The sequence below is a fragment of the Ilumatobacteraceae bacterium genome, from assembly GCA_033344875.1.
Classification (GTDB): Bacteria; Actinomycetota; Acidimicrobiia; order Acidimicrobiales; family Ilumatobacteraceae; genus Ilumatobacter.
Genome location: JAWPMO010000001.1, coordinates 4,954,498 through 4,968,626, shown reverse-complemented (window position 1 = coordinate 4,968,626; position 14,129 = coordinate 4,954,498). Strand labels below are relative to the sequence as shown.

Here is a 14,129-nt window from a genome sequence, read left to right as displayed (position 1 = left end):
CGGCGTGACGAGCAGGAGCGACAGCGCCACCGCCCTCGCCCGGCGGCGGATTCCGAGCAGTGCCATGAGGTACCAGGCGACCGACCATGCGGCTCCGGCCCAGACGGCGCCGAGGGTGCGTGCCGCGGTGACCTTGCTGTCGAACACGCCGATCCCGGTCAGGACCCGAGCCGCCACACCGGTCACCACGTAGTACGGCGGGAACTGGGAGGCGGCCGTGTTGAATCCGTTCTCCTGGAAGTCGGCGGGGTCGTACTCCTCGAGGCCGCACCCGGGCCCCTCGTACCCCGGCGCGTCGACGCTCCGGCAGGCGGCTTCGGCCATCGCCTCCTGCCCGATGCGCTCGTTCCGGAGCGGGATGTCGAACTCGCCGGCTCGGATCACGAAGTCGACGTGCTGGAGTTCGTCGATCGGCGAGAGGGTCTCGTACGAGGCCTGGTGGAGCCCGACGAACAGGAGCGAGACCAGGAACAGCCCGACGCACACGTACCAGTCGTCGCGCACCCAGACCGCAGCGTCGCGCTCCGGTTCGTCGGCACGGTCGTCGGTCTCCGATGGCGGGTCGAGGACGACACCGGCGACCGGCGTGTCGTCGTACGAACCCGGTGGACGGTCGCCCGGTGTGTCGCCGTCGGCGGGCTCTGACATGGCGAGGACCCTACCAATCCACCTGGTTCCGGCACGGCGGGCCGGACGCGGCGGAACCAGGCCGGGAGCGCTCCCCGGCACGGGCGTCGCGCCTGCGGAGCCCGGCGACGGATAGCGTCAGGGCGATGTCTTCCACGACGAGCAACGCTGAACCGGTCGTTCACGTCTCGCACCTGTCGAAGCGCTTCCGGCTGTTCCACGAACGCAACCAGTCGCTCAAGCAGTCGCTCCTCAACCTGCGGCGCAGCACCTACGAAGACTTCTGGGCGCTCCGCGACATCAGTTTCGACGTGCACGAGGGCGAGACCTTCGGCATCATCGGGCACAACGGCAGCGGCAAGTCGACGCTGCTCAAGTGTCTGACGAAGATCCTGCAACCCGACGAGGGCACGGTCTCGGTCGACGGTTCGATCTCGGCCCTGCTCGAACTGGGTGCCGGCTTCCATCCCGAGCTCAGCGGCAAGGAGAACGTGTACCTCAACGCCGCCATCCTGGGTGTGTCGCGACGCCAGGTCGATCAGAAGTTCGAGGAGATCGTCGAGTTCTCCGGTCTCGAACAGTTCATCGACACCCCCGTGAAGAACTACTCGTCGGGCATGTTCGTCCGGCTCGGGTTCGCCGTGGCGGTCAACGTCGACCCCGACGTGCTGATCATCGACGAGGTGCTCGCCGTCGGCGACGCCGACTTCCAGGCCAAGTGCGGCGACAAGATCGCCGACTTCCGCGACCGCGGCAAGACGATCGTGCTCGTCACCCACGGCATGTCCGACGTGGTCCGGCTCTGCAAGCGGGCGGCGTGGATCGACCACGGCAACCTCCGCATGATCGGCCCGCCGCAGGACATCACCGAGGCGTACATGCAGACCACCCACGACGGTCGGTCGGTGCAGTACCTCGACGGGCTCCGCTGGGGCACCGGCGAGGTCCAGGTCGCCGCCGTCGAGATCCTCGGCTCCGACAACAAGCCCATCGACTTCGCCGTGTCCGGCGAACCACACGCGATCCAGCTGTTGCTGACCGCGGACGAGCCGGTGATCGCCCCGGAGATCGTGCTGTCGATCTACGACCAGAACGCGACGCTCGTCTCCGAGGTCAGCACCCGCAACCGCGACGCGTTCATCGACGTGGTCCACGGTGAACGGATCATCAGATTCGAGCTCGACACGCTGCCGCTCACCGAGGGCACCTACGAGATGAGCTGCTCGGTCGTCGACGAGTCGGGCCAGCGCGAGTACGACGTGCGGAGCCGGTTCGTCAAGTTCGACGTGCTCAAGGGCGAGTCGGGCGACCGCGGCCTCGTGACGCTCGGCGGCACGTGGAATCTCTACCCCTGACGACGGCGCCGACCGGACGGCGCAGCGGCGGTCAGAGCTCTTCGGCGAACCGGCCTTCGAGCTTGTCGAACAGCCACCAGCCGAACAGCAACGCGACCACGGCATACCCCGTCAGCAGCCCGTAGTCGATCAACCGCGGCATCCGCAGGTTGAACATGAGATCGCGGAACACGCGCACGACGACGGCCATCGGCAGGTCGTTGTAGATCCGCACGATCGTCGGGTACTCGTCGAGCCGTTCGGCGACCAACCCCGGTCGGTACACGATCGGCGTCGAGAAGAACCATGCCTGGACCACGATGCCCCACAGGTACGTCATGTCGCGGAAGTAGACGTTGGCGGCAGCCAGCGCGAGTCCGAATCCGGCGGCGAACACCGCGAGGACGAGCGAGGTCAGGATCACGAGCGGCAGCCACTGCAGCACGATGTATCCGAACAGCGCGAGCGCGATGCTGAGCACGGTGAGCTCGATCGCCAGCGTGAACATCCCGGCGAGGATCGTGGCGACGACGAGGTGTTCACGGGGGAAGGCGACCTTGCGGACGAGTGCGCCGTTGCTGACGATGCTGCCCATCGCCTCACCGACCGACACGTTGAAGAACGACCACGGCAGCAGCCCGCAGAGCAGGAAGAATGCGTACGACGAGTTCCCGCTGGGGACGCCGGGGTCGGGGTTGGCGCCGATCACGATCGAGAAGGCGAACGTGTAGACCAGCATGAACGCGATCGGGTTGAGCAGCGACCAGCCCCATCCGAGCAAGCTGCGCTTGTACCGGCCGCGGAGTTCCCGCAGCGTGAGGTTCCAGAGGAGCTCGCGGCGCGCGATCAGTTCACTCGCCGAAGACATGGATCGGGAGCGTAGTGCGGCTCGCGGCCCAACCGGCGGGGATCGTCAGTCGATCGACCACGGCAGACCGGGATGAACGGCCTGGAGGTGTTCCATCATCTGGTCCGCGACCAGGTTCGTGGTGCTGAGCATCGACTCCGCCTGGGTCCGGTATCGACCGAGCAGCTGGGCGACGTGGACGCCGTGCTCGCCGGCCGCGGCGATCCTCAGCCACAGCTCCCAGTCCTCCCAGCCGAAGATCATCTCGTCACCCGTGCGGTAGCCGCCGTGGCGGGCCCAGGCGTCGAGCCGGATCATCGCCTGGGCATCGATGTAGTTGCCGGCGCAGAGTCGCTCGACGCTGAACGCCATGGCGCTCCGCACACCGGGTTCGACACCGAACTCCTCGAGCGACGAGTACGCGAACGCGGCATCGGGGTCGTCGTCGAGCGCCTGCGACAGCCGCGCGATGGCGTTCGGGTAGACCAGGTTGTCGGCGTCCATCACCATGACCCGGTCGGCACGGGCGTGAGCGAACCCGAGGTTGCGGGCGGCCGGCAACCCACGGTTGATATCACTGCCGAGCAGCAGCACCGGCAGATCGGGATGCTCGCCGATGAACCGCTCGACGACGACGCGGCCGTCGTCGGACGAGTGGTCGTCGACGACGATCACCTCGAGATCGACGCCGACACTCGCCGCGATCGAGTCGAGTGTCTCCAACACCAGGTGTGCGTAGTTGTACAAGGTCACGACCACGCTGACCTGGGGAGACGCGGTGCCGTACGCCTCGGACTCGACGATCTCGGTGTGGTCGTCGACGCCGTACACGAGCAGCGATCGGGCCCGCTCGATCCGCCGCTGCAGGTTGGTCTCGGCGATCAGCGCTCGGTACAACTTCGTCCGGATCGCGCGGTTCGGCCGGAACACGGGCAGCAGCGGCCGCTGCTCGGCGGCGACCATCCGCTGCCGGTACTTCGGCGTCCGACGCGGCGCGGGTTCCGGTGCGGGAAGCCGATCGAGTCGGTCGAGCAACGGGGCGATCGAGGCTTCCAGCGGGTGCATCTCGATCGCTGCGCGACGGGCCGCTTCGCCGATCTCCCGGCAACGGGCGTCGTCGGCCAACAGTTCGGCCACGGCACCTTCGAGATCGTCGGTGGCGATGAAGTCGCGGCCCTCGACGAACGGCTCGAACCCGGTGACGGGCTCGGTGACGATGCAGCAGCCGTTCGCCATCGCCTCGATCATGCGGGCCCACTCGAAGTAGCCCGGGCGCTGATCGTCGCGGTGGATGTTGAGCAGGATGCGGCTGCGGGCGAGCAGGCGGTACTTGTCGTCGCCGAACACGAGCCCGGGCGTGTCGGGCCGTACCGGCTTGGAGAACGAGAACAGCCGCAGGTCGCAATGGTGCTGCCACAGTCCCGGCGCCATGGCCGCCAGGCGGGCCGCCCGCCGCTCGGTCTTGCCGCCGAGGAGCACCACGTCGATGTCGCGCTCGACGTTCGGGGCGACCATCGACGGGACGCCGCCGAGCCGGAGGTGCGCCGCATCGACACCGGCAGCCTGCAGTGCGGCCACCCCGTGCGTGTTGATGTCGAGCGCCATCCGACCCGCCGCAGCCGTGACGAGACCGATGTCGAACCAGCGCGTCCCGGGCTGCTCGGTGCACACAGGAACGCTCAGGCGGGCCGAGCGGTCGATGGTGGCGTCGTCGTCGCCCCCGAGCAGGTAGAACTCGTGCGGCGCCACCACGAGGTTGATCGCGTCGGAGTCGTGGGGGGTCGAACCGTCGTCGACCAGCCGGGCCGTGCGGCCCGTGAGCGCTCCCGCTTCGGTGATCCAGCGGGCGATGTCGGTCATGAACGCGTTGCCGCGCGGGGCGACGTACACGTTGAGATCCCGCACGGCGACGTCGGCCATGTCAGCGAGCCCGGAGGCGTCGCACCAGGTCAGCAGGGGTGCGTGCGACCTTCGACGCCACGCGCTTGGCCACCTGGGGCTTGTCGGGGGCATCGATCACGCCGGTGACCATCGAACGCAGGTACGCCCGGCGACTCGTGGCCGCCGGCAGTTCGGCCGCCAACGCACGGAGTTCGGCGCGGCGCTCCTGCGATTCACGCTCCAACTCGTCGAGCCGGCGTTCGATCGCCGCGGCGTCCACCCGGTCGTTCATAACACCGAGGCTACGGCGTTCGAACGCCGACCAGGAGTACGCTGCGAGGTGATCGCCCATGCGTGAGATGACCCGACCGCCGGGACTCGAGCCCGAGACTGCCGAGGTGCAGCCGTTCCCCGAGGCGATCGAGCGCGCCATCGGCCGTGCCGGCCGACCGCTCGGCTGGATGTGGGATCGTGGTTTCCGGTTCCTCTTCGTGCTCGACGCGGTCAGCCTGTTCGCGTCGATGGTGGTCATCAATCTCGTCCGGTTCGGTTGGACCTGGCCGACGTATCCCCGGAGCCACTACTGGATCGGGTTCGGCCTCGCGACCGCGATCCACCTGCTGGTCAACTACTTCGCCGGCCTGTACGAGCGCGAACCCCGCCTCGGCTACCGACCGTGGCTCCCCCGTATCGCCGTCGCGACGGGCATCGCCGTGGCGATCGACGGTCTCGCCGCGGTCCTCACCGATCGATACCTCATGCCCCGTCTCAACCTCGGGGTGCTCCTGATCGTCGCGTCGGTGTGGCTCACCGCCAACCGCACGATCAGCCGCTACTTCGCGAATCGTCGGATGGGCCCCTCACGGGTGCTCCTCGTCGGCCACGGCGTGGCGGTCGAGTTGGCGCAGCGGCATTTCGCCGGTGCCTCGCACGCCGTCGTCGTCGGCACGGCCGAACACACGACCGAGCTGTTCGACCGCGTCCACGGTACGACCGCGACCGACGTCCTGCTGCTCGACCTGTCGGCGTTCTCGTCGGCCTTCCCCGAGCCGCTCACCGCGCTCGACCGTGAAGGCGTCGGCGTCCACCAGCGCGTGAGCGCCAGGGAGACCCTGCTCGGCCTCCAGTCGGTACGCGAGATCGCCGGGATGCCGTTCACCCGGATGCGGACCCACGCGATGGCGTCGCACCAGTTGCGGCTCAAGCGCCTGTTCGACCTCGTGGTCACGATCACCATCGCGCCGATCGTGCTGCCGCTCCTCGGGTTGTTGGCGCTCTACGTGCGGGTGGTCGCCGGCGGACCCGTCTTCTTCCGTCAGACCCGCGTCGGCCTGCGCGGCCGCCGGTTCGAGGTCATCAAGTTCCGCACGATGGTGCCCGACGCCGAGGAGAACGGGGCACAGTACTCGTCATCCGGTGATCCACGGGTCGTGCCGGCGCTGCGTTGGATGCGGTCGACCCGAGCGGACGAGCTCCCCCAGATCTGGAACGTCCTCCGTGGTGAGATGTCGCTCGTCGGGCCGCGCCCCGAGCGGCCGGAGATGATCCTCACCATCGAGCAGGACGTCGCCGGGTATGCCCGACGCCACGAACTCCCACCCGGCATCACCGGCTTCGCCCAGATCAACGGGCGGTACGAGACCGACGCCGCGTTCAAGCTGGGTTACGACCTCCAGTACCTCGTCAACTGGTCGATCGTGCTCGACATCCAGATCCTGCTGCGCACCGTCTGGGTCGTGCTCAGCCGCCGTGTCTGAGGCACGACCCGCACTGCGGGCGGCGTGTCACAGGCGCGACGTCGAACGTGACGGCTGGCCGACCGTCTCCGTGGTCGTGCCGGTCCGCAACGAGGGCCCGACGTTGGAGCGTGCGGTGGTGTCGATCCTGTCGCAGGACTATCCGCGGCCGTTCGACGTGTGTCTCGCGGTCGCTCCCTCCGACGACGACACGGCCGCCGTCGCCGCCCGACTGGCCGCCGCGCACGACCGGGTACACGTCGTCGACAATCCGGCCGGCGTCACACCGGCCGGCCTGAACGCGGCGATCTCCGCCACCTCCGGGTCGATCGTCGTCCGCGTCGACGGACACGCCGAACTGTCCGACGGTTACATCACCCGGGCCGTCGAGACGATGTGCCGGACCGGGGCGGTCAACGTCGGCGGTATGCAGGTGCCGCGACCCGAATCTCCGTTCGAAGAAGCGGTCGCGTCGGCGACCACCTCGTGGGTCGGAACCGGCGGCGCCACCTACCGCGTCGGCGGCGCCGAGGGGGCGGTCGACACCGTCTATCTGGGTGTGTTCGACCGTTCCGCCGGCAACGCGGTCGGCTGGTTCGACCAGACGCTGATCCGGAACCAGGACTACGAGTTGAACATCCGTCTCCGCCGCGCCGGTGGCGACGTGTGGTTCGATCCGGCCCTGAGCGTCGGCTACCGGCCGCGGGGTACCTGGCGGGCACTCGCCGAGCAGTACTACGAGTACGGCTGGTGGAAACTCGAAGTCCTCCGGCGGTATCCCGAGTCACTTCGGGCGCGCCAGGCGGCAGCAGCCCTGGTCGTACCAGGGGCTGCGTTCGCGGCGGTCGCCGTACTGCGCTCCCGGCGGCTCAGACAAGCGGGCATCGTGGTCGGCGTCCTCACGGTGGTCGCGGGCCGCCGGGCTCCCCGGCTCACCCGCACTGCCGGCGTGCTACTCGTCAGCCAACTCTCGTGGAGCACCGGTTTCCTGGCGCGTCTCCTGCGCCCCGGCAAGCGGACGGAACCGGCACTCCTCAGGACCCCCCGGGTAGCATCCTGCGAGTGACTCAGCCGAGCCCGCAGGGTGTCATCGCGACCGACGGTCTCTCCGACGCTCGCGAAGCCGAGCGCCTCCCGTCGTACCTCCGCGGCATCTGGGAACGTCGCCACTACATCTCCTACGTCTCCAAGGCTGCGCTCCGCACGCGGCAGATCAACTCGGTGCTCGGCAACCTCTGGCACCTGCTCAATCCGTTGCTGCAGATCGGCGTCTTCTTCCTGTTCTTCGGGCTCGTGCTCGACACCACACGCGGCGTCGACAACTTCCTGGGGTACCTGTCGATCGGCATCTTCGTCTACAGCTACTCGCAGAAGTGCGCGATCACCGGAGCGCGCAGTCTGGTCAAGTACCGCGGACTGATGAAGATGGTCTCGTTCCCACGGGCCACGCTCCCGATCACGACCACGGTGACCGAAGCGCTCGCGACGATTCCACCGTTCGCCGTGATGTTCGTCGTCGCGCTCCTCACCGGCGAGCCCGTTTCGGCCAGCTGGCTGCTGGTGATCCCGTTCTTCGTGGTGCAGACCGCGTTCAATGCAGGGCTCGCGATGATCACCGCTCGTTCGGTGAGTCACCTGGCCGACGTGCAGCAGGTCTTGCCGTTCATCTTCCGGCTCGGCTTCTACTTCTCGGGCGTCCTGTTCAACGTGAACGCCTACGTCGACGGCAAGTCGTACGAGATCATCTTCCGACTCAACCCGCTCTACTGCTTCCTCGAGATCTACCGCGGCGCCGTCCTCGAAGGAAACGTGATCGACTGGCAGCTGGCGATGATCGCCGGCGCCTGGTCGGCCGTCCTGCTCGTCGGCGGCCTCTGGTGGTTCCGTCGTGCGGAGGACTCGTATGGCGAGGGATAGCGGGCCGGCCCTCGAGGCACCGGAATCGGCCCCGCCCGCGATCGTCGTCGACGACGTACACATCCGGTATCGGGTGCTCGAGGACCGCAATCTCCGGCTCGCCGAACTCGTGAGAAGCGGCTTCCGGTCGCGGCGCGGCACCGAGGTCCACGCCGTCCGCGGCGTCAGTCTCACGATCGGCGTCGGTCAAGCCGTCGGGCTGATCGGACCGAACGGTTCCGGCAAGTCGACCCTCTTGCGCGCGATCGCCGGGGTCCAACCGATGTCGGCCGGACGTGTCCTCATTCGCGGCCGGGCGCAACTCCTCGCCGTCAACGCAGCACTCGACGCCCAACTCTCGGGTCGTCGCAACGTCATGCTGGGCGGGCTCGCGATGGGGTTGCTGCCCGACGAGATCGAGGCCCGCATGCCCGATGTCATCGAGTTCTCCGAACTGGCCGATGCGATCGATCGGCCGATGCGAACGTACAGCTCGGGCATGAAGGCGCGACTCACGTTCTCGATCGCCACGATGACGCAGCCGCCGATCCTGCTGATCGACGAGGCGCTCGCCGTCGGCGACCGTCACTTCCGACGAAAGAGTCTCGAACGGTTGAGGGAGATGCAGCAACAGGCCGGAACCCTCGTGATGGTGACCCACAACCTCAACGAGATCCGCCAGACCTGCTCACGAGCGATCTGGCTCGAATCCGGGCAGATCGTGATGGACGGTCCGGCGGATGATGTCGCCAACGCGTACGAAGCCGACGATTAGCTCACGGCCTCGGCGGTGAACATGACCGACGCGGCGCGATCCGTCGCGGCCCTCCCCGAATCGGCGAGGCAGCTCGCTCCCTCCGCGACACCGTGGGCCCAACGCCCGCACCTCGACGGTCTGCGGACCGTCGCGGTGTACCTCGTCGTGGCGTACCACGCAGGGGTCAGCGGATTCGACGGCGGTTTCATCGGGGTCGACCTGTTCTTCACCCTGTCGGGGTATCTGGTCACGATGGTGCTGCTCCAAGACCTGTCGAACCACGGTCGAATCCGCTTGACCAGGTTCTACGGCCGACGAGCGCGACGGCTGATCCCGGCGGCGACCGTCGCGGTGATCGGCACGTCGCTCGGCGCGCTCCTCGTGCTCACCTCCTTCGACCGATCGACGCTGACCGGCGATGCCACGGCCAGCTCACTCTGGTTCGCGAACTGGCATTTCCTGCACGAGAGCAGCGACTACTTCGCCAGTGAGGGGCCCGAGAGCCCGTTCATCCATTTCTGGTCGCTCGCCATCGAAGAACAGTTCTACGTCGGCTTCCCCCTCGTCCTCATCGTCGCCTGGCGGCTCGCCCCACGGTTCGCCTCGTTGCTCGCGACGATGATCGTGGCGATCGTGCTCAGCGTCGCCGCACAGATCGTGCTCGCCGACGGCGACACCAACCGCGCCTACCTGGGCACCGACGCACGCGCCTACCAGATCTTGGCCGGGTCGGCGCTCGCACTCCTGTTCTGGCGGCACGACGTCAGGTCGATGGTGGAGCGGTGGCGAGGCGGCGCTGCGGCCGTCGGCGTCGTCGCCCCCGTCGTCCTGACCGTGTTCGTCCTGCTCGCCACACCGGCGATCGACGTCGACGTTTCCACCAGGGGGTTGCTGGCCGCGGTCGTCGCCGTCGGTTCGATCGCCTCGCTCGAGTTGGGCCGGTCCGCGGCGACCGGTGTGCTGTCGCGACCGACGGTTCGGTACCTGGGTCAGATCTCGTACGGCACCTACCTCTGGCACTGGCCGGTGTTGGTGCTGACCGAAGCGCTGGTCGACATGGGCCCGGTCAGTGCGCTCGTGGTTTCCGGCGTCGTCGGCACGGCCCTCGCCGCGCTGAGCGCCGAGATGCTCGAACGGCCGGTTCGACGGCCGTCGCGGCTGGATCGTGCGCCGGTCGTGGCGATCGCGCTGGGCGTGTCCGCGGCGACCGTCGCCGGGCTGGTCGTCGCGCCGGCGCTCTTGGAAGCCGATCGCACCCCGACCATCGTCGCCCGGTCGTCCTCCCTCGACGGTGCGATCACCGACGACGTCGTCGTGCCCGACGTCGACTGGTCGGCGCTGGCCGTCGCGGTTCCCGACGTGCCGACGTGCGAGCGACTCGACGGCTCGGATTGCTTCGTCGCCGAGGGCTCCGCCGGCACCATGCTGCTCATCGGCGACAGCCACGCACGGATGCTGCTCCCCGCCCTCGAGCAGGTAGCGGCCGGTCGCGACATGTCGCTGGCGCTCGACTTCTCCCAGGGATGCCCGTGGCAGTTCGAACTCCTCGGCGATGCCGACGGCGACAAGTCCCGACGCTGTGCGGAGCGGCGCGAACTCACCTACGGCGGACGGATCGAGATGATCGAACCCGAACTGATCGTCGTGGCGGGCTTTCCGGCGTCGGTCGAGGGCCGAGGTGCGATGACCACACCGAATCCCGCGTGGCAGGGCCTCGACCGAGCAAGCCTCGTCGAGCGTGCGACCATCGAGACGCTCGAGCGACTCGAGCAACACGGTGTCCCCGTACTGGTCATCGAGCCCTTTCCCCATCTCGATGCCAACCCGGTCAGTTGTCTCTCAGCGGCGACGATGGCATCGGAGTGTGTGATCGAGGCGCATGCGCAGGGCACCGAGGAGGCCGCCGAGCGAGCGATCGCCGCTCGATCGGACCTGGTTCGCACCCTCGACCTCGACTCGATCACCTGCCCGACGCTGCCGCGATGCGTTCCGATCGTCGACGGGATCGTCGTCCGGCGAGATCCGCACCACCTCACGATGGAGTTCGCGGCGACGCTCAGCGGCCCGATCGCCGAGGAGATCGACCAGATGCTCCCCGGCTCACCGTCGCCCTGACGTCGGTTCGAGCGGTCTATGACTGCCGGGTGTCGAGCAGACGACGCGGCGCACCCGACGACGTCGCCGCCTCATACGACTCCGCCGGAACCGTCCCCAACTGATCCGCCACCAGATGCACACTCGTCAAGTCCGCATTCTGGAAACACACCCGACCATCAGCACCAATCGGCGCAATCGCCACATTCGGATCCACCGAACCAGCCCGATAGTTCACATTCGACGCATTCGGCACACCCGACACATCCGACGACACCAACACACCGAACCCATCACCACCGGCCAACACCGGCGTCAGATTCACCACCGCCGCATCACCCGGCGAACCCGACACCGCCAAACACCGACGAGCACCCGGCTTGATCGCCTTGCCATCCTCACGGGTGTCGAGCAGACGACGCGGCGCACCCGACGACGTCGCCGCCTCATACGACTCCGCCGGAACCGTCCCCAACTGATCCGCCACCAGATGCACACTCGTCAAGTCCGCATTCTGGAAACACACCCGACCATCAGCACCAATCGGCGCAATCGCCACATTCGGATCCACCGAACCAGCCCGATAGTTCACATTCGACGCATTCGGCACACCCGACACATCCGACGACACCAACACACCGAACCCATCACCACCGGCCAACACCGGCGTCAGATTCACCACCGCCGCATCACCCGGCGAACCCGACACCGCCAAACACCGACGAGCACCCGGCTTGATCGCCTTGCCATCCTCACGGGTGTCGAGCAGACGACGCGGCGCACCCGACGACGTCGCCGCCTCATACGACTCCGCCGGAACCGTCCCCAACTGATCCGCCACCAGATGCACACTCGTCAAGTCCGCATTCTGGAAACACACCCGACCATCAGCACCAATCGGCGCAATCGCCACATTCGGATCCACCGAACCAGCCCGATAGTTCACATTCGACGCATTCGGCACACCCGACACATCCGACGACACCAACACACCGAACCCATCACCACCGGCCAACACCGGCGTCAGATTCACCACCGCCGCATCACCCGGCGAACCCGACACCGCCAAACACCGACGAGCACCGCGCGTCAGCACCGGCACGGGATCGGGCGCCCCGACCTGCATCGAACCGTCGACCCCGACGCCGATGGTGCGGCGGAGGCCGTCTGCCTCGAGCTCGATCGTCCAGCCGCCATCGACCGACTTCGCATTCGTCGAGATGTCGCCGCCGACGGGGGTGGTGGAGATCACGGTGATCATCCGGGCGGAGGTGCCCGTGTCACGGACTCGGACCACGGGAGCCGGCACACGGTGGCCGTCCGCTTCGGAGAACCAGCCGAGCGCAGGGTCCGGCTGTCCTTCGACGACCGACGTCGTCCCACGGGACTGCCCGGGGAGCGGCACCCGCAGCACATGGATGTCGACGTCCCCCTCGGGGTGTCGCGCCACGACCTCGGTGCGGGTCTGCGATGTGACGACGGCACCGGGAGGCAGGTGCCAGAGCTGTTCGAAGAGCCCGTCGGTCGTGCGGGTGGCCCGATCCTGTACGACCATCACCCCGTCGTCGGGCAGCACGATCACGCCGCGTGTGCGAGGGGCATCGCGGAGACCGCCGTCCTGAAAGGCGTAGGCGTCGTCGGAAACCTCGTCGAACCGCCAGCCGGGTCCGGAGTCGGACCGTACGAGTTCGGCCGGGGTACGGAGGCGGGGTGGGACGTCGGGGAGGACGAGCACGTTGTGCGCCTCCGGGCTCTGCAGAGCGGCCCGGTACGTGGCATCGCCGTACCCGCTGTGCCCCGAGTCGATCAGGACCTCGCGACCGTCGACCCAGAAGGTGACCGAGGTGTGATCCTCGTGGCCGTGATGGTCGCGGCCGGGCCCGAACCGGAACGTCCAGTACGTCGACCGTGCGAGGTCGACCCACGAATTGCGTCCGACGACGTAGCCGGCGTCGAACACGCGCAAGGTTCCGTCGGGGGCGGTGCCCTTGGTGCCACCGGGAACCGTGTAGGCGGTTGGCGAGCCGGCCGGAGTCGGCGGTTCGACGGTTCGGAACGCATCGCCGATCGGCGTCGTCGTCCCGTCGGGAGCACTCATCCACGCCAGCCAGGTCAGGAGCGCGCTGCGACGTTGCGTGATGTCGGGCACGGGGGTGAGACCACATGCGGCGACCTGGTCCTCGACGGCACCCCATCGCTCCCAGACGAAGCGTCCGTAGCCGGGGGTCTGTTCGGCCAACACACCCTGCTCGTCGATCATCGTCTTCACCAGCGACGCGAATCCGGAACGTGCCTGGTCGCGCCACGCACCGACGCCGAGGTCGCAGCCCCCCATGAGGAGCCCGAGGTGAGGGTCGATCGCCTGGTTCCAGTCGTCGAGCCCACCGACGATGCCCGACAGCCATCGGGCGTGGGCCTCGAGGGCAGCGTCGATGCCGGCGTGGTCGGTCACCGCCGCAACGCAGGCGATCGCCGTCGTGCGTTGGCCGGCGTGCATCGGGTACCACGCGTCGGCGGCGTCGGGTCCGCCGCCGACCGGGTGATCGGCGGCGAAGTCGAGCACGATGGCCACCGCACGGTCGAGGTACCTGCCATCGCCGCTGCGGCGGTGTTCACGGACCAGTTCTTCGACCCACTTCAAGCTGTACAGCTGGCGCGCCGGACCGTCGCCGAGTGACGATCGGTTCCAGTTCACGTTCCCCGGTCCGATGTCGACGGTCACCGACGACGTGACGCGGACGGTGCCGGCGAGCAGGTCGTCGGCGTCGTTGAGGTTCATCAACCCGTTGGTGGGCAGACAGCCGTCGGCCGCAGCAGCCCGCACGGTCGTCGTCTCCGTGCCGGCGGAGATGCCGACCAGGAGTGCGAACGAGACGAGGGATCTGAGGACACGCATACGACTAGTGCTTCGTCACCGGAGTCCCGGAACTTGACACCGAGCTGGTACCGGACGACGC

General features: G+C 68.0%; 11 protein-coding genes. 6 read left to right on the top strand and 5 right to left on the bottom strand.

Going from position 1 to position 14,129, the window contains the following annotated elements; translation table 11 throughout:
* Positions 1-648 (bottom strand): hypothetical protein (locus R8G01_23420; protein ID MDW3216961.1); only part of this gene is annotated, 648 nt, incomplete at its 3' end.
* A 125-nt stretch (positions 649-773) separates the two neighbouring features.
* Here R8G01_23420 and R8G01_23415 point away from each other — a divergent pair.
* Positions 774-1,982 carry an ABC transporter ATP-binding protein gene (locus R8G01_23415; protein ID MDW3216960.1) on the top strand — a complete coding sequence of 403 codons (1,209 nt, stop codon included), beginning with the start codon at positions 774-776 and terminating at the stop codon, positions 1,980-1,982.
* A gap of 31 nt (positions 1,983-2,013) precedes the next feature.
* Here the strand turns inward: R8G01_23415 and R8G01_23410 are convergent, their stop codons facing one another.
* Genes R8G01_23410 through R8G01_23400 form a run of 3 tightly spaced genes read right to left on the bottom strand, consistent with a single transcriptional unit; the run spans position 2,014 to position 4,981 of the window.
* Positions 2,014-2,829, bottom strand: coding sequence for an ABC transporter permease (locus R8G01_23410; protein MDW3216959.1), 816 nt, complete (start codon positions 2,827-2,829; stop codon positions 2,014-2,016).
* 45 nt (positions 2,830-2,874) lie between these two features.
* Positions 2,875-4,728 carry a glycosyltransferase gene (locus tag R8G01_23405; GenBank protein ID MDW3216958.1) on the bottom strand — a complete coding sequence of 618 codons (1,854 nt, stop codon included), beginning with the start codon at positions 4,726-4,728 and terminating at the stop codon, positions 2,875-2,877.
* Between the two features lies 1 nt (position 4,729).
* On the bottom strand, positions 4,730-4,981 hold the full coding sequence (locus R8G01_23400) for a hypothetical protein (GenBank protein ID MDW3216957.1): 252 nt from the start codon (positions 4,979-4,981) through the stop codon (positions 4,730-4,732).
* A gap of 58 nt (positions 4,982-5,039) precedes the next feature.
* Between R8G01_23400 and R8G01_23395 the strand changes: the two genes are divergently transcribed.
* From R8G01_23395 to R8G01_23375, 5 genes are read left to right on the top strand one after another with little or no spacing between them, the layout of a single operon-like run.
* Complete coding sequence (locus R8G01_23395; protein MDW3216956.1) at positions 5,040-6,446, top strand: exopolysaccharide biosynthesis polyprenyl glycosylphosphotransferase; 1,407 nt, start codon at positions 5,040-5,042, stop codon at positions 6,444-6,446.
* Positions 6,439-7,491 (top strand): glycosyltransferase family 2 protein, encoded by a 1,053-nt coding sequence (locus tag R8G01_23390; protein ID MDW3216955.1) that lies wholly within the window; start codon positions 6,439-6,441, stop codon positions 7,489-7,491. Before R8G01_23395 ends, R8G01_23390 begins: the two co-directional genes overlap by 8 nt.
* Entirely contained in the window at positions 7,488-8,342 is an 855-nt protein-coding gene (locus tag R8G01_23385) for an ABC transporter permease (GenBank protein MDW3216954.1), read from the top strand. The genes R8G01_23390 and R8G01_23385 overlap by 4 nt, the downstream gene beginning before the upstream one ends.
* Positions 8,329-9,096 carry an ABC transporter ATP-binding protein gene (locus R8G01_23380; GenBank protein MDW3216953.1) on the top strand — a complete coding sequence of 256 codons (768 nt, stop codon included), beginning with the start codon at positions 8,329-8,331 and terminating at the stop codon, positions 9,094-9,096. Before R8G01_23385 ends, R8G01_23380 begins: the two co-directional genes overlap by 14 nt.
* A gap of 21 nt (positions 9,097-9,117) precedes the next feature.
* Positions 9,118-11,193 (top strand): acyltransferase family protein, encoded by a 2,076-nt coding sequence (locus tag R8G01_23375; protein MDW3216952.1) that lies wholly within the window; start codon positions 9,118-9,120, stop codon positions 11,191-11,193.
* 16 nt (positions 11,194-11,209) lie between these two features.
* Here the strand turns inward: R8G01_23375 and R8G01_23370 are convergent, their stop codons facing one another.
* Positions 11,210-14,068 (bottom strand): heparinase II/III family protein, encoded by a 2,859-nt coding sequence (locus tag R8G01_23370; protein ID MDW3216951.1) that lies wholly within the window; start codon positions 14,066-14,068, stop codon positions 11,210-11,212.
* Positions 14,069-14,129: the final 61 nt, after the last annotated feature.

Bases quoted from the DNA above. Each gene is read 5' to 3' on its own strand.
- R8G01_23395 (MDW3216956.1), top strand. From the start codon at position 5,040: ATGCGTGAGATGACCCGACCGCCGGGACTCGAGCCCGAGACTGCCGAG.
- R8G01_23410 (MDW3216959.1), bottom strand. From the start codon at position 2,829: ATGTCTTCGGCGAGTGAACTGATCGCGCGCCGCGAGCTCCTCTGGAAC.
- R8G01_23415 (MDW3216960.1), top strand. From the start codon at position 774: ATGTCTTCCACGACGAGCAACGCTGAACCGGTCGTTCACGTCTCGCAC.
- R8G01_23380 (MDW3216953.1), top strand. From the start codon at position 8,329: ATGGCGAGGGATAGCGGGCCGGCCCTCGAGGCACCGGAATCGGCCCCG.
- R8G01_23370 (MDW3216951.1), bottom strand. From the start codon at position 14,068: ATGCGTGTCCTCAGATCCCTCGTCTCGTTCGCACTCCTGGTCGGCATC.
- R8G01_23400 (MDW3216957.1), bottom strand. From the start codon at position 4,981: ATGAACGACCGGGTGGACGCCGCGGCGATCGAACGCCGGCTCGACGAG.
- R8G01_23405 (MDW3216958.1), bottom strand. From the start codon at position 4,728: ATGGCCGACGTCGCCGTGCGGGATCTCAACGTGTACGTCGCCCCGCGC.
- R8G01_23375 (MDW3216952.1), top strand. From the start codon at position 9,118: ATGACCGACGCGGCGCGATCCGTCGCGGCCCTCCCCGAATCGGCGAGG.